Consider the following 20,336-nt stretch of genomic DNA (forward strand, 5'->3'; position numbering starts at 1 on the left):
CATCTTTTAAATATTTCTGATTATTGATCCGTACTGTCAAAAATGGAGGTCTTTAATGTAAGCTGTAACCACGCCCAGTTATTGGTCTCGTCAGATGAGCCTGTTTTAAACAATTCAAAGCTATCATCCGCAAAAAGCTGTGAATAGCCCACTTTTACATTGAATTCAGGGCTTACTTTCAGATCATAGATCAGGTCTATTTCCGTACCCAGATAACCGTCAGCAGTTTCACCACTTTCCGCCACTTCATCGGTAAACTCCTGATTGGTGCTGAAATAGTGAATGTGTGTTAAGAGTTTGGATTTCTTGCCGGTTTTGAAGGCGGTCTTCACAAAAATGTCATTCAGCCCCATAGAAGGTTGCTCACCTACATAGAAGAAATCCATTAAGCCATAGAACTTATGGTTGGTACCAAACTGCTGCTTCCAGGTTTCATTTTTATCTGCGGTGCTTTCATCATCACCGGATACCATTTCAACCCCGACAGTTATGGGTATGGAACCTGTTTTATAGGTACCACTAAGCGCCAACAATGATCCGCCAATGTCTGTACCAAGGAACTGGCCAAATTGGACATAGGCTGAAGCATCCAAGGTGAGCTTACCTCCGATTTTTAAAGTTGGAATGAATCCCAACGTTGTATAAGCATAATACTGGCCCGGATCAGTTTCAGTGACCACATTCGCACCCATTAGTGAGTATTTAAAATCTCCGGCTGAAGGACTATCAAACCACACATACTGGATGCTCTTGTTTCCCGCATCCCCGATATTCCCGTTGACTTCGTTGGTATGCCCTACCTGGTTCAAGGTAAATCCGGCGTGGAGTGTAGCATCTCCCAACTTGAATTTACCGACAAAGGCATCATGCGAACGACCGGGTGCGGCCCAGGCCAGCGCACCGAAAAAACGCTGGTCGCCATAAGAAATGGGCTGTCTTCCAAATTTTAATGTAAATGATCCGGAAATATCATATGCTGCCCATGCTTCGAATACTGAGATAGAGCCCGAAGTGCTTGTTTGAGCTTGCTGTCCCCAGAAGTTGATATACTGAGGCGTGAACTTAAAAGTGAACTTATCTTTTTTGTATTGGAAATATAACCGGGTACGCTGTTGTGTGGCCAGCCCCGGGGTATTATCTTCTCCTGAAAGACTGGAGTTGGTCCCGTTATAAAACTCTGTTCGTGGTCTCACTTCACCACTTAACCTAAACTGCGCATAAGCTGGTGAAACACCTGACACCATCAGTAGTAAGTAAAGTATCTTTTTCATAAGCCTAAGTATTTAAATGTGTTATTTACTTACGTAAATGAACGCATTAATTTAAGTAGTTGCAAATATTATTACGTAATTATACGTAATAATAATAGCCATTAATTACGTATTATACTTAGAATTAATTTTAAGTAACGGAATCCTGGCAAAATATGGCTGTGCGTATAGGTTCTCCGCAAAGCAAGGAGGTACAAGGGACTTGCTAAACACAGTTTAAACCTTGCGTCTTTGCGTTTTCGCAAAACACCATGCTTTCTGATTTAACTCATAAAGAAGTCATTTGTAAATTTGCCGGCTGCCTGTTCGCCAATTACCGACCGTGCCCTGTACCCTGCTATTGGAGAAACTCTTTCAATTCAGGCTCCTGGTCTATTTTATGAAGCAGTTCAACTATATTATTGACGTCAAGCTTTTTCATTATATTGAAACGGTGCGTTTCTACGGTACGGATGCTCTTGCTCAGATCATCGGCAATGGCTTTATTAGAAACCCCACGTGAAATCAGGGACAAGATCTGCCGCTCCCTTTTAGTGAGGTTGTAATCTACCTTTTTTTCTTCAGTCACCTGGCTTCTTGGCTCTTCCCGGATGGAAGACAAATACCTGGTCACCAAAATATTGGACACATCACCACTAAAATACTTATGCCCTTTGCAAACAGCATGTATGGCCTTTAGAAACTCGCCCTTGCCGGTATCCTTAAGCAAATAACCGTCAGCGCCACAGTCGATGGACTTGGTGATATACTCCTCATCATCATGCATGGTAAGCATAAGAACTTTCACCTTCGGGTAGCTGCGCTTGATCTTACTGGTCGTCTCTATACCGTTTCCATTGGGCATGCGTATGTCCATAATTACTGCATCAGGCTGCTCTTTTTCTATGGTGAGAAAAGCTTCTTCACCATCCGAAGCTTCGGCTACTACCTCAATATCTTCTTCTGTTTCCAACAGCAGCTTCAGACCGGTTCTAACAATTTCATGATCATCAGCTAATACGATCCTAATGACTTCACTCATGCTTTAATCCAAAGGTATAGTTATGGTAATCATGGTTCCCTCTTCTGGCTTAGTATTCAAATCAAACGTACCATTTATAAAGGCCGTGCGTTCTTTCATATTAAAAATACCGTGACCGGAACTCTCAAAATAACCAGTTTTTTTCAATTTCTCATAGTCGAAGCCTTTGCCGTCGTCCTGTATGGTAATTTCTAATTCTCTGGGACTATGAATCAGTTTAACATCTATAGAAGAAGCTTTTGCATATTTTATAGCATTGTTAATGGCTTCTTGAATGATTCGATAAATATTATTTTCAACATGACTCTCCAGGCGATTTACAAAACGGGTTTCATTAGTGAAAAATACCTTATTCCCAGACAGTTGACTTACTTCCTGACAAAATTTTGTGATGGCTGGAGTAATGCCAAAATCACTCAGGCTGGCCGGAGTCAGATTAAAGGATACTCTGCGGATCTCCCGTAAGATGCTTTTCATCAACTCCCGGGTATCTTCCAGCCTGCGCTTGGTATGAATGGAGCTTGATGGTGTAATCGCCTCCAGGTTCAATTTAAGCGCCGTAAGCATTTGACCTATCCCGTCATGGATCTCGCGGCCTAATCGCCATCGCTCTTCTTCCTGACCTTCCAGGATCAAAACCGAACGGTACTGCTGTTCTTTCACCCGTTTCTCTATTTTCTCCCTGTTAATTTCGCGCGAGCGTATTTTTGCTTCTTTCAGTTCGGTAATGTCACGCGCCACCAGCTTATAGGTATAGCTCTCCCGGATCTTTACGGGTATAATGAACAGTTCAAGCCAGATGAAATCACCGTCTTCATTGACCAATTTTATTTCACCTGACCACGGCCGGTGGTTTTTCAGGATTTTCATCAACCCTCCTGTAAATTCTTTTCTGTAGTCATTATCCAGCAGTAATTGCACAAAACTTTCCGGTGACTTCTCCCATTGCATTAGTACTTTAAACTTGTCTGAAACGGAGGTGAAGCTTCCCTTATCATCAATGGTGGCAAAAACCAGTGGAGCTTCAGGTTCATAACGAGTAGACTCCAGGTCCTGATAGGATTTTACCAGTTCTTCATACAACCTGCTCAACTCACCCGCCATACGGATAGAACCTTCTTCTGACTCCACCAATTCATCGACCGTTTGCCTCACATTACGCGCTATTGGCCTGAAAACAAATATCAGTTCTATCAAAATAATGGAAAGAGAAAGTATGAGAAGGGTGATCTCAATTTTACGTAGTTCTTTAACACGTGCGTTAGCTTCTTTATCATATTGGAATACGATAGCGTTCATCCCCCGCAGAAAGCTGTCCTCATGTGTCAGAATGGCTTGAATAGAAGTATCTAGGTCTGATCTGACCAAATCGTTTACTGGCAATTGAATGATCTTATGTGCATGAAACACCATCTGGGTATAATGGTTTTCTATCTGCTTATACATCTTTAATACATCGGAAGAAGGCTTATCCTGAAGTCCCAGTTCTTCATTACCTTCCAGTAGTCCCCGGTGTGATTTTTCCCAAAGCGCTACAGTATTTTTGAGTTCTTTGACCTCCTGGCTATAGGAAATAGTATCTGATACCCTGCCGATTTTCAAGGCGATCTTACTGATTTTCTGACTTAGCATTCGCTGCCTGCCCGCAACATTAATGGTGCGGGCATCATCTTGCTGGGTCCCTATGTAGTTCTGTACGACAAGCTGACTTAGAATAATGCTCACCGCGATGCCTGACAATGCCAGAATGTAAAAAAGCCCTAGTTTGTCAAATTTTCGGTGCTTATTCATGGATTATCTTTCCTTCTACAGATCAAGCCTGTAAATAGAGCAAAAGAATGGTAATATGGAAGCTGAAGTGTAATCTTCTGGTATTGCCGGACTTCTATAGCTCCACAAAAAACTGAATACCCTTACATCTAACTATCCTTTAAATCCAACATACACACACCCTTCCTCTACCTTTACCGGGTAAGTGGCAAGACTGCATTCATTACCATTCAGGTTTTCACCACTTTTCAGGGAAAATGTTTTTTTATGATATGGGCATGCTACTTTGGGTTCATTTTGTTGTGTACCGATCATGCCCCTGGAGAGGATCATTTGTTGCTTATGCGGACATACGTTTTGTGTGGCATACCACTCCTGCCTGCGACTGAAGTTAAAAACAGCTATCTGCATACCTTTGTATAAAACACAGGCACCACCATTCACCGGAAAGTCCCCGATCTTAGCCACTTTATGCCATACTTTCACTTCTTCCAAAGCCACGGTTTCATATTGTATTATCTCTTCGCTTACATCCATTGTATTATCATTACCTGCTTTATCATTGAATTTTATTTAGCCATCACCAGGCTGCCGGTACTTTCTGCCCCCGGATGCTGTCAAACTTCTGCGTAGGGTCACCTGCATCGGTATTAATGAAATGGCTGAATTTGGCTTTTAAGGCATCGTTTTTCACTACTTCAGCCCATTCACAGCTATATGTGTCTACCAGGTACTGCATTTCCTTCTCTAACTCCGCACCTATTCTAAGGCAGTCGTTCACAATCACATCTTTAACATAATCCAGTCCGCCTTCCAATTTATTTAACCAGGTAGCTGTTCTATTGAGGGGTTCAGCGGTTTTGATATAAAACATCAAAAACCTGTCAAGGTATTTGACACAGGTTTCTGAATCAAGGTCACCTGCCAGCAATTGTGCGTGCTGAGGGTTAGCGCCCCCGTTACCACAGATGTAGAGGTTCCAGCCCACTTCAGTAGCTATAATACCAAAATCCTTACTTTGGGCCTCAGCACACTCTCTGCGACAGCCGGAAACTCCTCCCTTCAATTTGTGTGGCGCTCGTAATCCTCGATAGCGGTTTTCCACTTCAATAGCAAAGGAAACAGAGTCATGCAATCCAAATCGACACCAGGCGGACCCCACACAGCTTTTTACTGTTCGTAGTGATTTTCCATAGGCATGCCCGCTCTCAAAACCAACGGCTATTAGTTCTTCCCAAATGGAAGGCAGGTCTTCCAACCGGGCACCAAACAGATCAATACGTTGCCCTCCGGTGATCTTGGAATAGAGGTTATACTTTTTAGCCACCTGACCCAGTACAATGAGTTTCTCAGGGGTTATCTCCCCACCGGGTACACGAGGCACCACTGAATACGAGCCCCCTTTTTGAATATTTGCCAAAAACCGGTCATTAGTATCCTGTATGGTATCCTGATTTACGATCAGATCATTCCAAATACTGGCTAACAGTGAGGCTACTGCCGGCTTACATACTTCACAGCCGTCTCCTTTACCGTAGCTGTCCAGCAAGTGATCGTATGTTTTAATTTCCTTTATCCTGATCAGGTCGTAAAGTTCCTGGCGCGTATAGTCCAGGTGCTCACAAATCACCTTTCTCACCCTTTTACCCATTGCCGCCACGGTATCATGAAAAATATCCGCTACCATAGGACCACAAGCGCCACATCCTGTACCTGCTTTTGTACATGTTTTTACTGCCTTAAGGTCTTCAATCCTCTCTTCCCGGATCGCTTTAACGATATCTGCTTTCGTCACATCTTCACAAGAGCATACCTGCGCTGTATCAGGTAATGTAGTAATGGAGCCACCTCCTCCGCCTTCAGCACTGCGATCACCCAGGATGAGGTCTTCCGGATCGGGAGGAAGTACCGTACTATTGTTCATAATCTGCCAAAGCATGTTGTATTCGCTTGTATCACCTACCAGTATTCCACCCAATAGCTGTTTTTTATCTCCGGAAATAGTGATCTTTTTATAAATTCCGGTACTTTCATTTTTGTAAACTACCGTTTTACACCCTTCCGTATCTCCCATAGCATCACCAAAACTTCCCACTTCTATCCCTATCAACTTAAGCTTGGTAGACATATCGCTTCCGTCAAAGACTTTGTCACCACTCGCTGTCAACTGTTGTGCTACTGATTCTGCCATATCATATCCCGGCGCCACCAGCCCATAGATCATGTTGTTAAACAATGCCGCCTCACCTATCGCATAGATATTCGGATCATCTGTTTTTAGCTTCTCATTGACGATCACACCTCCACGCGGTCCTGTACTCAACCCACACGATGACGCCAATTCATCCCTTGGAACAATACCGCAAGAAATCACGAGCATATCTGTACTTAAATGTGTGTTATCAGAAAATGAAAGACAGTCCAGTGCGCCTTCACCTAGAAGGGCAGTAGTGTTTTTATTCAGGTGAATGGATAACCCAATATCTTCTAACTGGTTTTTCAAAATCTCAGCGCCTGTATCATCTAGCTGACGAGGCATAAGCCGTGAAGCAAATTCTATCACATGGGTTTTTAGCCCCATATCCATTAACGCCTTTGCTGCTTCTAATCCCAGCAGTCCTCCCCCCAAAACGGCTGCGCTTTTTGCTTTGGTCCCATACGCCATGATATTGTTAAGGTCCTCGAGTGTCCTGTATACAAATACCCCTACTTTATTTACCCCATCGATCGGCGGAACAAGCGGACTTGACCCGGTGGCAAGAATGAGTGTGTCATAATGCTCTTCATGCCCCAGGTGTGTGATGACTTTTTTCTGATTTCGATCAATGGTTACCACCAACTCCCCGGTTCGCAGGTCTATATGGTTTTCACGATACCAATTTGCAGGCGCCATGCTTAGCCTCTCGGCAGAAGGGTCCGTAAAATATTCACTTAAATGGACCCGATCGTATGCAGGAACAGGCTCTTCTCCAAATACCACCAGCTGTATCTTATCTGCACCAGCTTTTAACCTGATCTTCTCACAGAATTTATACCCAACCATTCCATTTCCAATGACGACTACTTTTTCCATAGCTTTATTTTTACGTAAAATTACGTAATAATTTTTTAATTCAAACGAAAATATACGTAATTTGAATAAGTGAGAAACAAAAATTACGTAAGAATGGGAAAGTTATTATTAGTAGGCGCGGGTCCCGGAGACCCGGAATTAATTACTTTAAAGGCTATAAAGGCCTTGGAAATGGCTGATGTAGTACTTTATGATGCGCTTGCCAATGATGAACTACTGAATTATTGTCGAAAAGATTGCCATAAAGTATACGTAGGAAAGAAGGCCGGACTGCACGCTTACCAGCAGATATTCATCAATGATATGATGGTGGATTATGTACGGCAAAACAAAATAGTGGTCCGGTTAAAGGGTGGTGACCCTTTTATTTTGGGTCGGGGGCATGAAGAATTAGCCTATGCATGGGAACGGGGTATCGACGTTGAGGTAGTACCCGGGGTAAGTAGTGCACTGGCAGTTCCTACCGCTCATCATATACCTTTGACAAAAAGAGGTGTGAACGAGAGTTTCTGGGTGGTGACCGGTACTACCATGAACGGTAGTTTTTCTAATGATCTGGCTTTTGCCGCCCGGTCTACAGCTACGGTGGTTATACTCATGGGTATGAAGAATTTAAGTAAAATCATATCCCTGTTCCAAACCCACAGAGGTAGTGAAGAATCCATTGCTATCATCCAAAACGGTACACGACATAACGAAAAAGCAGTGATCGGCACCCTGAAATGCGTCGAACAAAGAGTATTGGAAAATGAAATGTCCAACCCCGCCATCATTGTCATTGGAGAAGTTGTTAAATACTGTTTATCAAGCCCTTGCCTTGAAAAACAGCTGAATTCAATTTATTCGGACTTAATGGTTAAAGTTTAGGGCAATTCCATCTGGTTTGTAGAGGAGTTGACTTGATTTTTAGGTTTTAGGAATGAATGGTGAAAGGGTAAAATAAGATTGATACAATAATTGGTCATAAGAGCAAAAGATCAATGGTGAGTCCCATTCAACACCACTTTAACAACATAGACCATTTACTTGTCAACCAATTAAAAAAAATGTGTTGATCCTTTCACAGAAAAACTGCTAACATTGATCCTGGGAATACGTTTTAAAAAAGACTGTTGCCTATCACTCTTTATAATTAACAAACCGTTTTAGTACCAGTGGTGGGAACAGATCAGGTTAAAATATGGTTTGCTTCAACATCAGGTATGATGTGAAATTTTAGTTCAAAGAGGGCACTAGCTATGGTTAATAAGTTTAATCTGGTGATTGATGAAATAGATGTTATAAACAGTCACGACCCTAATAGCGAGTATGTCATCCGGAAAAAAATACCTGCCGCATTGATTTACGGACATCGCATGACAGAGACGTTGTACCAACTTGACCCCGAACCGGATGAACTTTTGGTCATAGCCGCTCGTGGACAACATATTAAAAGATGGTCTATTCCCAGGAGCAGTTATACGGCCGATCGTAAAGGTTATTTAAAGTGGCGGACGGAACTTATGATGATGCACGCCCGCACTGTTAAGGAAATAATGCTACGGAATGACTATACTCCCGAGGAAGCCGAAAAAACCAGTGACCTGATCCTGAAAAAAAAGATGAAGCAGGACCCGGAAGCACAACTACTGGAAGATGTAGTGTGCCTGGTCTTTTTGCAACACTATTTTGAAGACTTTATTGAAAAACATAAGGAAGAGAAGGTTGTCTCAATTCTTCAAAAAACATGGGGCAAAATGAGTAGAAAAGGTCAGGAAACAGCATTAAAGCTCAATCTTTCGCCAAAAGCGTCAAATTTAGTGGCCCAGGCATTAGCTTAGCTCAAACCAGGCAACTCATTGGCCATCTTACACACTATACTCTCTTTAGATCAACTATCTAAGTTAAAAATTCTTGCTACCTCAAATCATTTCACTGTCTCCCGTGTTTATCATGGAGTTATTGAATTGATTCAAATTGAACTGCCTCAATATGCCAAGCAACTATGATCTACTTATCCGGCAATTGAAAAATGGGCTATTTTGTTTGGCACTAAGCTACTTTTTGGCCTGTACTAACGATGAGGAAATACCGGATATAACCAAAGCCCCACCGCAAACGGGCAACAACGCCATCATAGAAAAACTAAGGACCGACTACAACCTGATGGCAGAAGAACAGATAGCTGTAAGTAACGATGAAACTGTATATGCTCAATTCACTGATCCGGTGACCCGGTATGCACACGGTATTCTGGGTGATCAAATAGAAGCCAGTAGACTAGTGGTAGTCGTCAACGGCGCTTTTCATGAGATCGCTTTAGATAATGAATACGTTTTTGAGGATATCAGACCCAGACTGTTTGATGTGGACAGTGATGGTGAATTGGAGTTTATTACTATCCGAACCCACATACATGAAGGGGCCGGGATTGTGATCTATAAGGTAGTTGATAACCAACTCGAAGAGTTCGCATATGTCAACGAGATCGGAACACCGAATCGATGGTTGAATATTGTGACCATTTATGACCTGGACCAGGATGGCATTGTAGAACTGGCATGGATCCAAACACCTCACATTGGAGGCATCCTCAAGGTAGCAAAAATACGTGATGGAAAGCTTTTACCTACAGATGAAGCTAGTCAATACAGTAATCATGCGATTGGAGAAACCAATTTATGCCTCTCTGAACTTATTCAGGTAGGTGAGCAATCTATATTTTATGTACCTGCACAAAACAGGGAAGGTATAACGGGATTTTTTTATAAAGATCTGAAGTTGAATATCCACGAAGAGGTCTCGATTAACGTTGATTTTTCCAAAGACCTGATGTCACAATACAACTTTCAGAAGATAGTTCGTACGGAGGACAATTGCATAAACCCTTGACTGTTGCTTATCCGGCCCACCCTTCTCTATCCAGGCTGCGGTATTGAATGGCTTCGGCCAAATGCTCTATTTTTATTTCTTCTGAACCCGCCAGGTCGGCTATGGTACGTGATACTTTCAGAATACGGTCATAAGCCCTGGCAGAAAGGCCCAATCTTTCCATAGCAGTTTTGAGCAGGGTTTTCCCTGCATCGTTAATCTGGCATATCTTTTTGACCATTTGTGCGGGCATCATAGCATTACAATGCAGCGAAGCATCTTTGACAAATCGCCTGGATTGTACCTCCCGGGCGGTAATCACCCGGTCGCGGATCTCCTCACTACTTTCCGTCTTCATCGTTCCTGTCATCTCATCAAAGGAGACCGGTGTCACTTCTACATGCAAATCTATTCTGTCAAGTAATGGTCCACTTACTTTGCTCAGGTAACGTTGTACTACTCCCGGTCCACATACGCATTCTTTTTCAGGGTGATTGTAATAACCACACGGACAGGGATTCATACTGGCGATAAGCATAAAATTTGCCGGATAATCATGTGATACTTTTGCCCTGGAAATCGTCACCTTTCTCTCTTCCATGGGCTGCCGCATTACTTCCAATACTGTCCGTTTAAATTCGGGAAGTTCATCTAAAAACAGAACCCCATTATGCGATAAAGAGATCTCACCGGGCTGCGGGTTTCCTCCACCCCCTACCAGCGCCACGTCGCTTATGGTATGATGCGGGCTACGAAAGGGACGCGTAGAGATAAGCGATGCTTTAACATCTAACTTTCCAGCCACAGAATGGATCTTAGTAGTTTCAAGCGCTTCATAGAGTGATAACGGCGGCAGAATACTGGACAGCCTCTTGGCAAGCATTGTTTTACCGGCCCCCGGAGGTCCTATCATAATCACATTATGCCCTCCTGCAGCGGCTATCTCCATAGCCCGTTTGATATTATCCTGCCCCTGAACGTCGGAAAAGTCAACGCCATAATTGTTTAATTCCGTCATAAATACATCGCGTGTATCCACTTCAAGAGGCTTGATCTCCTGATTTCCTTCAAAAAAGTCTAATGCTTCCTGCATTGTTTCTACTCCTATGATGTCCAGGTCATTGACAATTGCCGCCTCAGTAGCATTTTCTTTCGGGAGTACGAAGCCCTTAAATTTGTTTTTACGCGCTTCTATGGCAATGGGTAACACTCCTTTAATGGGTCGTAACTCTCCATCCAGTGAAAGCTCACCCATTACCAGGTAATCTTTCATGGTGTCACATTTGAACTGCCCGGAGGCCTGCAGCACACTTAACGCTATGGGCAGGTCATAGGCGCTGCCCTCTTTTTTGATGTCTGCAGGAGCCAGGTTGACCACCACTTTCTGACGTGGCATACGGTGTCCATAGTGTTTTATAGCTGACTCTACACGATGGGCACTTTCTTTGACCGCACTATCCGGTAGCCCGCTCATCCAGAACTTGGTACCCTGTACTACTGTCACCTCTATGGTAATGATCTTAGCATCCACTCCGAAAACAGCAGCTCCGAAATTCTTAGCTACCATTAAACCGTGAGCTTTTCTATTAGCAGTATTAAAATATGGATGACCTTAATGTGTATTTCCTGGATACGATCAGCATAACCATAGTGAGGTACGCAAATCTCTACATCCGCCATACCTATCATTTGACCGCCCCCGTTACCTGTGAGCACCACCACTTTGGCACCCTTCTTTTTAGCCTCCTTGATCGCCTCTAAAATATTTTTTGAATTTCCACTGGTACTGATACATAATATAACATCTTTTTCAGTGGCCACCGCCTTGATAAACCTGGAAAAAACATAATTGAAACCGTAGTCATTCCCGACGCAGGACATATGGCTGGGTTCAGCTATGGAGATGGCCGGGAGTGGCTCTCTTTCATCACGAAAACGTCCGGTCAGCTCTTCTGCAAAATGCATCGCATCACAGTGTGACCCACCATTGCCACAGGAAATGGCTTTTCCGCCGTTTTTAAAGGAATCAACAAAAAGTTGTGCCGCTTTATCTATGTTGGTCATGCAGGTAGCATCCGAAAGCACTTTATCTAATACATCGGACGCATGAAGCAGCTCCTGCTTAATGAGTTGTTGGTTGTTCATAAAGGTATTATCTTATTCTGTCACTCCATCATCGGAGGCTGGGGTATTCTTTTCTGATGATCCGTCTTTGGTAGCTTCCTGAAGGTCAAACATTTTAGCTTTATATGAATTTGCCTCTTGCCGTAATTTTGAAGCTTCTTTTTTGGCATTTCTGCCCGTTAAATTCATAAGTATCATATTGACTCCAAACAATATGAAACCAAAAATTGACGCGTATATCATCCAATCTATGTGCCCGCGCATCCATAAAAGGAATTCAAAATCTTCAGAACGATAATTTACATATATAGAAGTCACCAGAAGGCCAAAATGGAAAAGGAAATACGTAAGAAAAAATATAGACTTTGGATTTTTCATCTTTGGCTTCTATCAATTAAGATGGGTATGGAACATGAGAATTAAAACTACAAAAATTAATCAAGTATTCTGCATAGCGCTCAACTTTTTGTAAAGCCCGCCCTTTTCAAGCAATTCATCATGTTTCCCTCGTTCAAGGATCTCTCCATTTTGGATAACTACAATTTCATCAGCATGTTGTATCGTACTCAGGCGATGTGCAATCACGATGGAAGTTCGGTTTTGCATGAGGTTAAAAAGTGCTTGCTGTACCAGCATTTCAGATTCAGAATCGAGTGCTGAGGTAGCTTCATCAAGGAGCAATATGGGTGGGTTTTTCATGACTGCGCGTGCAATACTAAGTCGCTGACGTTGCCCCCCCGAAAGTTTCATACCCCTATCACCAATATTAGTATGATATCCCTGCTCTAACTCAATAACAAAATCATGCGCGTTAGCTACTTTAGCTGCTTTTATCACATCTTCTTCGCGAGCGCTTTCTATACCGAAAGCAATATTATTAAATACAGTATCATTAAAAAGGATAGATTCCTGGGTGACAATCCCCATCTGTTGCCTTACAGAATCCACCTTGCAATCCACTAAGGGTATATTATCAATCTTTATGGCACCTGAGACAGGGTCATAAAAACGCGGGATCAGATCTACCAATGTAGATTTACCTCCCCCGGACGGCCCTACCAATGCCACTGTGGTCCCCTTTTTGATTTTTAAGTTTATGTTTTTGAGTACCCTCTCTTTATCATAAGCAAAGGACACATTTTCAAATTCAATGGCCTCATGAAATCCGTCCAGTTCAACAGCCCCTACCTTATCCCTGATAGCTGGTACCGCGTCAATAATGGAGAAAATACGTTCTCCTGAGGCAATTCCTTTCTGTACGCTGGATATACCCTGTGCAAAGGCTTTTGCCGGGGATATGATTTGAGCAAAAATAGCCAGGTAAGCAATAAATTGTGCCGCATCCAGGGACGACTGGTCGCTCAACACTAAAGAGCCTCCAAAATAGAGTATTAAACTAACGATAGCTATACCAATAAACTCGGAAATGGGAGACCCTAACTCTTTTCGATAGCTATAGGATAGGTTTACTTTTCTATAGAAATTCGTTTCTTCATCTACCTTTTTATTTACGTATTCACGGGCATTAAAAGCTTTAATGATACGCATCCCTCCTAATGTCTCATCCAATATATTAAGTATCCTGCCCAATGATTCCTGGCTGAGAATGGCCTTTTTCTTTAGCTTTTTAACAATATACCCCAATGCACCACCTGCTGTAGGCAAAACCAACAGTGTGAAAAATGTAAGTTTCACCGAAAGCATAAACAGAACAATGAAGAAAATAACGATCTGCACCGGCTCTCTGAATAACGCCTTAGGGCTACCTAAAACAGACACTTCCAACTCGAGCACATCGGTAGTACTTCTTGAAATGAGGTCTCCCTTACGCTCATTGGAAAAGAAGCCCAGATGCATGCTCGAAATTTTTTTGTAAATGGCCATGCGCAGGTATTTTACTGCATCCAGTTTGATCCTGGCGCTAATGACAGCCGCTAAGTAACGAAACAGATTAGTGAGCAATACAGACACCAATACTATCAGGCATACGAAAACAAGTGCCTGCTCCTCCCCCTGGTGTTTTATGATGTATGAAAAGTAATAGTTGAAATAGTTCGTTACGTAATCAATACTAAATTCAAAGCCGGCTGGTTCTGCAAAAACAGTATCCGGAGTAAGTTTAAAAAGTACATTGAGAAGTGGGATCAACAGCGCAACATTGAATGCACTGAATATTACGCTGAGCAATACAAAAGCAACATACTGCGGCACAAAAAGGCGTAGTTTTTTGGCATATCCGAATACCCGAAAAAATGTTTTCATTGCTATAGCTTACAAATTAAAAGTATTCACTTAAAACTCGTTCAATCGTTGCGGAATATTCCAGCGAAGAACCAGTGAAGTGAAATTGGTGTCATTAGAAAGTGCAGACAGGGCACTTTCTTCTTTTCTGTAAATATGTTTAAGGTCTATAAAAAAATTATGTTTCCAGTGATAGCTGATGGTAAGATCTCCATAAATCAAGTTGGTGTCCACTCCTTGGGCTATTTCATTACCAAATTCCTGTTCACGGGTATCATTTTGAAGTAAAATATTCGCTCCCCAATTGGAGCCGGTAGTGTCTGCACCATAATTGGCGTACATAAGTTTCGCAGATAGGAATACTTTATCCATGGGTTGATACCTGACTATCCCTATAAGCTCATTAAAATTAGCGCCTAAAGGGTGTGCTAAAGATTGACGATAATGGGAGTAACTACCAAACGGTGTACCATGTGAATAAGCATATGGACGAGCCACATTAACCTCTCCTTGCAGATCAAGATTGTTAATACCAAAAGCATCCACATATTCACCTCCAAGCTGAAAAGCCCACTTATTGCCCCACCAACCGGTACCTTCTCTTAAATTGTCCAGCAGGAATTCATCAAACACCAATTGACCGTAAATAGAAATGTTTTTTATAGCTAACCACTTAAAATCTGCTCCTACCAGTACATTGTCAGAACTTCCGTTTTGTTGTTCAATGGCCCGGTAGAAAATCACAGGGTTGAGGTACTTGAGTTCAAAAGCATTGTTAGATGCAGAATCGGTATTGCTGAAGATCACAGATTCAAAAATCCCGATATTAAGTTTTTTGCCAATATTCAAGCTTAAATGATGCAATGCCATATATTTATCCGGGAACCGGGTACTGCCTGAAAGGCCGCTTGGCGTACCAAATACATCCGCAGTCATTTGGGTGAAAAGGTTCGTATAGTTAAACTTCCACACTTTTGTATTAAGCTTCAGAAATAAGTAAGCCGGTGCATAATCAGAAAGTATCAGCGAACGGTAGCCATTCCCTACCGTAAAACGATCATGACCAAATTGAACATTAATATGTTTGCTGGCATTGAAACTTAAATAGCCACGTGCTGTGAAAAAATCAGCACCGTTATCTTCATACCCTTTCCAGAAACCTTCGTGGGGTACTACCAGTGTAGAGTCCCGACGTTGTCGAACATATAATGGGTGTACAAGCTGATTTTCACCAATGAAGGAGTAAAACCCAACTTTATTATCCACCATACCACGAACTTCCACTCCACGGGTATTGATAAACGTATTGGCATTGTCGGCGCTTTCTCTACCCGCTGATAAATGCAGGACAGGATTTACATGGAGATCAAAGTCATCGACCGACACATTATATAAATCGGACTTTACTTTATAGAAATGCTTTAAAAAAGGCTTCCGGGAATCATTTATGTCCTTTTTTGACCATTCCCAGCTATCATTTCTCAGGTAGTTAAAATTAAACCGGTCCTGCTTTGAAAGTGTCGAAAACTCACCGGCTATTGTATCCGCAAAAGCTGCTATGTCCTCTCTTTGATAGGCTTTCCAGGAACTATGGAAATAAGGGTTAACACGGCCTGACTTGATCTCATATCTGTCTATCAAATGGTAATAATCATCATTCAACGGCGCATTGACACTTTGCGCTTCCACTGAAAACGTAATATAACACAGTAAAAATGACAAACATCCCGCTAAACGACCTATCTTCATGAGCGCAAAATAAAGGAAAAAATGTTTAAGTCCTGATTTGTAACTGACGGATTAATATGTAACTTTGCATTCCTTTTGGAGATAGTAAAAGAATAAAGCATTACTAAGATGAGAAAAGATATCCACCCAGAATATAGAGAAGTAGTATTTCAGGACAGTTCCAGTGACTTCTCATTCATCACCAGGTCTACTATGACTTCTGAGGATACCATTAAATGGGAAGACGGAAATGAATATCCTTTAATCAAAATAGAGGTTTCTTCAGCTTCACATCCTTTTTATACTGGCAAGAAACTATTTGTTGATACTGCCGGTAGAGTAGAGAAATTCAACAGAAAATATAAGAAATAGGTACAGTTCGTAAAACTGTTATTCAAGAAGCCGTTTCTCTGAGAGACGGCTTCTTTTTTTATACGCATTTATTAAAGATCAGCTATTTGTTTTAAACCTCCTGAGCTGATACGTGAAGGAGAACATCCAGTATTGTTCCAGTACCAATGATCTTGTTTCTCCCAGGTAAGCAGAAGTTACCTGCTGCGTGATACTTTGGTTTTGTCCAAGGATATCAAATACTCTTATCGTTAGCTCTCCCCTGTCATTTTTAAGGAATTTCTTCGCCACACTGGCATTCCACAAGGCATAATCCGTATCAAATTCCTCTGAGATACCTCTGTAGATCTGATAATTTATATCACTGCGAAAAACAAATCCCTTGAACAGGATCAGGTTCAGTTTCCCTGATATTGTCTGGGTAGTATACCGGTTATTACTATTGGAGCGTACTGTATTCTCTACACGATTTAAACTCGTGCCATAGGACAAGTTGAAATCCACATTTTGACTTATATTACTTGCCATGACAAGGCGAGCATTCCCGTTGTACGTTTCTGAAATGTTTTCAAGCCCGTTAACAATGCCCGGGGACCGAATAAAACCAACACCGATATCAGCACTCATATTGAGTTTTAAAGGCGCAATTACAAAGCTGTAGGTAGTATTATTTTGTAAATTCCAATATCCATCTATGTTCAGAGGTTGTGAGATCTGGCCTCCCCTGGGTAACACTATATCACCAGTGATCACCGAATCTGAAGATGCTGTGAAAGTGGCATTTGTAATAAAATCCGAGGTATTACTTATTCTGATAAAATTGGATAAAGACCTGTTTTTATCAACATTTGTACGTCTTAGCCGAGCAAATAGCTGATGTGTATAGCTTTGTTCCAGATCAGCATTACCGACGGAATAAAACAGGGGATTACTGTTGTCCACCACTTGTTGTAATTGATTGGATGAAGGTGTACCTACCTGGGTATTGTATCTTACAAACAGGTTTGTATTATCTCCAAGTTGCATTCTGGTTGAGACGGATGGTAGTAGCTTAACAAACGAATTAGATGTTTTATCCAAGGTTGGAAAGACCTGCTCATTATCCAGAGTGGCATATTGTAAGGCAAGTTCAACAGAATAAAATTGACTAAAAGTCCGTTTTCCCAGGTTAACGGAAGGGCGATGAACGGTGAGTGTACTGTTAAACCTATTCGAAAGATCTTCACGTTCCTGAAATTCATCTCCTACTGCAGTAGTCTCAAGTGTAATAATATCAGAAGTACGATCACTTTGCTCCAGAACATAACTAAACTGAAGTTGTGAGCTTGAACCCACCGGCTCGATATATGTCAGTTCACTCCGGTATGTATGATTATCAATTTCACTCAGATAAAGGAAGGATGAATCCGATGCGAGGTCTTGAAATGTATTTTCTCTGTCAGAATCACTTATAGTAGACCTTACATTAAAAAGTAGCGAACGCCCCAGTTTTTCAAATTTATGCCTGAAAAGCAAATCACCATTCAGCCTGACCCCTGAATTATCGCCTGAATAGTTGTTTTGCGTTTGATTCAAAAGTTGACCGCCAAGAGTAGTTTGCCCATTTGTAATGTCCAGAGACTCATTATCCTGGATAGTAGCTGAAGGGGTAAAAACCATTGAGTTTTGCTCGTCAAAGTTATATTCAAGCCGCGCATTGAACCTGTGATTTTTGTTAACAGAGTTTGACACCGAGTTTTCGGTGTAAAATTGGCTGCCCTGACCCAAAAATGTTTCCCTGTCACTATCCGTCTCATTATCCAATTCTGCCCGATCATAGAAATAACTGGATTCAAGCTTCCATTTGTCTTTTTTCTGATTGGAGTAGTTAAGCCCGAAACTCTCTGTCTGCGTAATCCCTATGGGAACCTCTGCCCCTCCTCCCAGAAATCGATTTCCACCCCTTCGGCCCGAACGTACTCCGGTAATATCACTGTCTGAAAAATTCTTTTTGTTAATGTTATTTGACATTCCCAACACGCTCAATTGTCTATCATTTTTAAAGTCATTGATGTTTCCTTCTAACAGGTATCGACTGTCAGTCCCTATACCGGAATAAAACTTCCCAAACTGGCCGGACCGCTTGTCTTCTTTGGTCACCACATTCATGGTTTTCGTAGTATTACCGTCATCAAACCCTGTAAACTGTGATCTCTCGCTTTGCTGGTCAAAGACCTCGACCTGGTTGACCACCTCGGCCGGAATGGTATTAAGCGCCAACAAAGGATCCTGACCAAAAAACCTCTTGCCATCCAGCAACACCTGTTGTACACTTTCACCATTGGCTTCCACACCGGTGTCACTCACCGTAATTCCAGGCATTTTACTCACCAGGTCTGCAACCGAGGCATCCGGGTTAGTTGCAAAGGCGTCAGCCCGGTATAGCGTGGTATCTCCTTTTTGTTCTACAGGAATGACCTGCCCTGTGATTTCCACTTCTTTCAGGATTTTTGTATCCTCTTCCAACCCTATCACACCGATACTCACATCTTGTGTTAGTCTGATTATCTGTGTATGCGGTTTGTAATTTACTGTTTGAATTTTTAACCTGTAAAATGCGCGGGAAGCATCCGGAATCAAAAATTCACCATTCACGTCGCTAATCGCAAATCGGGAGGCTGTGGAATCTTTAATGTTTATGAGCAGGATGTTAGCTCCAACCACGCCTTCTTTCGTTGTTTTATCAACGACCTTTCCATTAAATTTAATGCTTTGTGCATTAGCTGCCTGAACCAACAAACTGCCTAATAAAAACAGCAAAAGCTTTTTCATGTACACTTTAATTATCCTCTATATTTACCGAATCTTTACTACTGGATTGTACACGTTGCCGTCTCTGCTTACGCTCGCTTTCTACTATTGAGAGATAGATGTTATATTGATCTTCATCCAACACATCTTTCATCAACAAGTCTTTTTCCTCTCTCAATGCCTGCATTTTCGGACGCATTTCAGAAAAGCTTCTTGTCCTTCTTGCTTCTTCCAGGGTTTCTTTAAATGTGGCACCAAACTCATCATAAATACCGTTTAACAGCAATAGCTGATCTTCCGACAGGTCATCAATTTTGGCAATAACATTTTCTTTCTCCCTTAAGATCATCTCTTCCGGATTGAAATTACCCCTTCTGCCTCCACCACGGGGCTGAGCCAATGAATACGTCAGGCAACCTAGTACCATGACCAAAAGAATTGTGCGCTTTGTGTTCATACTACTGTTAGACGCCATGTATCAGAGAAACTTGCGCTTCATTTCCATTTTTTTTCAACTATTTTATTTGCAAATAAATCATCAGCAATTGATCCCTTTCCAAACGGCTGATTCACTGAAATTTATCAATAAATCACACTTTACATGGGCATAAGGACCAGTAAGCGCTATACCTGGTGTTATTATATTTTTAAGTCATTTTATAGATGACAAACACCCCTTCAAAGTGCTATATTTGCATGGAAGTGATACAATGATTTGAAGCAGGTTTTATCCATCGCGCTACTTTTGGTTTTACTCACCCCAACATTGAGTAAAATCAGCATTTTGGTTGATTTTAAAATTAACCAAGACTTTATTTACGAGATCTTATGTATCAATAAGCAAAGTGATATCACGGTTTGCGGAGGTCAATGTTACCTGGCAAAAAAGTTAAACGGGGTGGAAGAAACCGATCAAAAACGAGTACCGCAAGGGATACAGGAAAAATCCGAAATACTTGTATTTGTTAAGCTTGTCAATTGGTTTTCCGAAGACAGACTTCAAACCGCCTCATCGGTAAAACTTCGAACGTACCGACAATCTCTTTATTCAACTTCTTTTATTAAGAGCATCTTCCATCCGCCGGAGTTCCCTGTGATTTAATCTGGTTTTGCTCAG

At 41.8% G+C, this 20,336-nt stretch carries 17 protein-coding genes; 5 read left to right on the plus strand and 12 right to left on the minus strand.

What is annotated here, in order from left to right:
* Positions 1 to 20: 20 nt before the first annotated feature.
* The 5 genes from FNH22_RS10765 to nirB form a co-directional block, all read right to left on the minus strand.
* Positions 21 to 1,271, minus strand: a complete 1,251-nt coding sequence (locus tag FNH22_RS10765; protein ID WP_143398383.1) for an alginate export family protein — start codon at positions 1,269 to 1,271, stop codon at positions 21 to 23.
* Positions 1,272 to 1,608: 337 nt separating this feature from the next.
* Positions 1,609 to 2,292: a response regulator transcription factor gene (locus tag FNH22_RS10770; RefSeq protein WP_143398384.1), complete on the minus strand. Its 684-nt coding sequence runs from the start codon at positions 2,290 to 2,292 to the stop codon at positions 1,609 to 1,611.
* 3 nt (positions 2,293 to 2,295) lie between these two features.
* The gene (locus FNH22_RS10775; RefSeq protein WP_143398385.1) at positions 2,296 to 4,083 is read right to left on the minus strand and encodes an ATP-binding protein; all 1,788 of its coding nucleotides are present in this window, start codon (positions 4,081 to 4,083) and stop codon (positions 2,296 to 2,298) included.
* A gap of 132 nt (positions 4,084 to 4,215) precedes the next feature.
* Positions 4,216 to 4,599: a nitrite reductase small subunit NirD gene (gene nirD, locus FNH22_RS10780; protein WP_143398386.1), complete on the minus strand. Its 384-nt coding sequence runs from the start codon at positions 4,597 to 4,599 to the stop codon at positions 4,216 to 4,218.
* Between the two features lie 43 nt (positions 4,600 to 4,642).
* Positions 4,643 to 7,135: a nitrite reductase large subunit NirB gene (gene nirB, locus FNH22_RS10785; RefSeq protein WP_143398387.1), complete on the minus strand. Its 2,493-nt coding sequence runs from the start codon at positions 7,133 to 7,135 to the stop codon at positions 4,643 to 4,645.
* Positions 7,136 to 7,228: 93 nt separating this feature from the next.
* On the opposite strand from nirB, the gene cobA reads away from it, so the two are divergent.
* From cobA to FNH22_RS10800, 3 genes are all read left to right on the plus strand, one after another.
* Positions 7,229 to 8,002 (plus strand): uroporphyrinogen-III C-methyltransferase, encoded by a 774-nt coding sequence (gene cobA / locus FNH22_RS10790; protein WP_143398388.1) that lies wholly within the window; start codon positions 7,229 to 7,231, stop codon positions 8,000 to 8,002.
* A gap of 371 nt (positions 8,003 to 8,373) precedes the next feature.
* Complete coding sequence (locus tag FNH22_RS10795) at positions 8,374 to 8,955, plus strand: DUF4202 domain-containing protein (protein WP_143398389.1); 582 nt, start codon at positions 8,374 to 8,376, stop codon at positions 8,953 to 8,955.
* A 151-nt stretch (positions 8,956 to 9,106) separates the two neighbouring features.
* Positions 9,107 to 10,006, plus strand: coding sequence for a hypothetical protein (locus FNH22_RS10800; protein ID WP_143398390.1), 900 nt, complete (start codon positions 9,107 to 9,109; stop codon positions 10,004 to 10,006).
* A 7-nt stretch (positions 10,007 to 10,013) separates the two neighbouring features.
* Here FNH22_RS10800 and FNH22_RS10805 read toward each other — a convergent pair whose 3' ends face one another.
* Genes FNH22_RS10805 through FNH22_RS10825 form a run of 5 tightly spaced genes read right to left on the minus strand, consistent with a single transcriptional unit; the run spans position 10,014 to position 16,099 of the window.
* On the minus strand, positions 10,014 to 11,552 hold the full coding sequence (locus tag FNH22_RS10805) for a YifB family Mg chelatase-like AAA ATPase (RefSeq protein WP_143398391.1): 1,539 nt from the start codon (positions 11,550 to 11,552) through the stop codon (positions 10,014 to 10,016).
* Positions 11,552 to 12,130, minus strand: coding sequence for a D-sedoheptulose 7-phosphate isomerase (gene lpcA, locus FNH22_RS10810; protein ID WP_143398392.1), 579 nt, complete (start codon positions 12,128 to 12,130; stop codon positions 11,552 to 11,554). The genes FNH22_RS10805 and lpcA overlap by 1 nt, the downstream gene beginning before the upstream one ends.
* 12 nt (positions 12,131 to 12,142) lie before the next feature.
* Complete coding sequence (locus FNH22_RS10815; protein ID WP_143398393.1) at positions 12,143 to 12,487, minus strand: hypothetical protein; 345 nt, start codon at positions 12,485 to 12,487, stop codon at positions 12,143 to 12,145.
* Positions 12,488 to 12,547: 60 nt separating this feature from the next.
* On the minus strand, positions 12,548 to 14,371 hold the full coding sequence (locus FNH22_RS10820) for an ABC transporter ATP-binding protein (RefSeq protein ID WP_143398394.1): 1,824 nt from the start codon (positions 14,369 to 14,371) through the stop codon (positions 12,548 to 12,550).
* A 30-nt stretch (positions 14,372 to 14,401) separates the two neighbouring features.
* Positions 14,402 to 16,099, minus strand: coding sequence for a hypothetical protein (locus FNH22_RS10825; RefSeq protein WP_143398395.1), 1,698 nt, complete (start codon positions 16,097 to 16,099; stop codon positions 14,402 to 14,404).
* A 108-nt stretch (positions 16,100 to 16,207) separates the two neighbouring features.
* Here FNH22_RS10825 and FNH22_RS10830 point away from each other — a divergent pair, with 108 nt between their 5' ends.
* Positions 16,208 to 16,450: a type B 50S ribosomal protein L31 gene (locus FNH22_RS10830; protein ID WP_143398396.1), complete on the plus strand. Its 243-nt coding sequence runs from the start codon at positions 16,208 to 16,210 to the stop codon at positions 16,448 to 16,450.
* A gap of 78 nt (positions 16,451 to 16,528) precedes the next feature.
* Here FNH22_RS10830 and FNH22_RS10835 read toward each other — a convergent pair whose 3' ends face one another.
* The gene (locus FNH22_RS10835; RefSeq protein WP_143398397.1) at positions 16,529 to 19,240 is read right to left on the minus strand and encodes an outer membrane beta-barrel protein; all 2,712 of its coding nucleotides are present in this window, start codon (positions 19,238 to 19,240) and stop codon (positions 16,529 to 16,531) included.
* 7 nt (positions 19,241 to 19,247) lie between these two features.
* Positions 19,248 to 19,676: a hypothetical protein gene (locus tag FNH22_RS10840; protein WP_143398398.1), complete on the minus strand. Its 429-nt coding sequence runs from the start codon at positions 19,674 to 19,676 to the stop codon at positions 19,248 to 19,250.
* 327 nt (positions 19,677 to 20,003) lie between these two features.
* Between FNH22_RS10840 and FNH22_RS10845 the strand changes: the two genes are divergently transcribed.
* The gene (locus FNH22_RS10845; protein WP_143398399.1) at positions 20,004 to 20,321 is read left to right on the plus strand and encodes a hypothetical protein; all 318 of its coding nucleotides are present in this window, start codon (positions 20,004 to 20,006) and stop codon (positions 20,319 to 20,321) included.
* The last annotated feature ends 15 nt before the right edge of the window (positions 20,322 to 20,336 follow it).

This window comes from Fulvivirga sp. M361 (genome assembly GCF_007097395.1).
Classification (GTDB): domain Bacteria; phylum Bacteroidota; class Bacteroidia; order Cytophagales; family Cyclobacteriaceae; genus Fulvivirga.

Excerpts from the sequence above, each read along its gene's own strand:
- cobA (WP_143398388.1), top strand. The coding sequence starts at position 7,229 with ATGGGAAAGTTATTATTAGTAGGCGCGGGTCCCGGAGACCCGGAATTA.
- nirB (WP_143398387.1), bottom strand. The coding sequence starts at position 7,135 with ATGGAAAAAGTAGTCGTCATTGGAAATGGAATGGTTGGGTATAAATTC.
- FNH22_RS10820 (WP_143398394.1), bottom strand. The coding sequence starts at position 14,371 with ATGAAAACATTTTTTCGGGTATTCGGATATGCCAAAAAACTACGCCTT.
- FNH22_RS10815 (WP_143398393.1), bottom strand. The coding sequence starts at position 12,487 with ATGAAAAATCCAAAGTCTATATTTTTTCTTACGTATTTCCTTTTCCAT.
- lpcA (WP_143398392.1), bottom strand. The coding sequence starts at position 12,130 with ATGAACAACCAACAACTCATTAAGCAGGAGCTGCTTCATGCGTCCGAT.
- FNH22_RS10805 (WP_143398391.1), bottom strand. The coding sequence starts at position 11,552 with ATGGTAGCTAAGAATTTCGGAGCTGCTGTTTTCGGAGTGGATGCTAAG.
- FNH22_RS10775 (WP_143398385.1), bottom strand. The coding sequence starts at position 4,083 with ATGAATAAGCACCGAAAATTTGACAAACTAGGGCTTTTTTACATTCTG.
- nirD (WP_143398386.1), bottom strand. The coding sequence starts at position 4,599 with ATGGATGTAAGCGAAGAGATAATACAATATGAAACCGTGGCTTTGGAA.
- FNH22_RS10770 (WP_143398384.1), bottom strand. The coding sequence starts at position 2,292 with ATGAGTGAAGTCATTAGGATCGTATTAGCTGATGATCATGAAATTGTT.
- FNH22_RS10840 (WP_143398398.1), bottom strand. The coding sequence starts at position 19,676 with ATGAACACAAAGCGCACAATTCTTTTGGTCATGGTACTAGGTTGCCTG.
- FNH22_RS10825 (WP_143398395.1), bottom strand. The coding sequence starts at position 16,099 with ATGAAGATAGGTCGTTTAGCGGGATGTTTGTCATTTTTACTGTGTTAT.
- FNH22_RS10835 (WP_143398397.1), bottom strand. The coding sequence starts at position 19,240 with ATGAAAAAGCTTTTGCTGTTTTTATTAGGCAGTTTGTTGGTTCAGGCA.
- FNH22_RS10765 (WP_143398383.1), bottom strand. The coding sequence starts at position 1,271 with ATGAAAAAGATACTTTACTTACTACTGATGGTGTCAGGTGTTTCACCA.
- FNH22_RS10830 (WP_143398396.1), top strand. The coding sequence starts at position 16,208 with ATGAGAAAAGATATCCACCCAGAATATAGAGAAGTAGTATTTCAGGAC.
- FNH22_RS10795 (WP_143398389.1), top strand. The coding sequence starts at position 8,374 with ATGGTTAATAAGTTTAATCTGGTGATTGATGAAATAGATGTTATAAAC.
- FNH22_RS10800 (WP_143398390.1), top strand. The coding sequence starts at position 9,107 with ATGCCAAGCAACTATGATCTACTTATCCGGCAATTGAAAAATGGGCTA.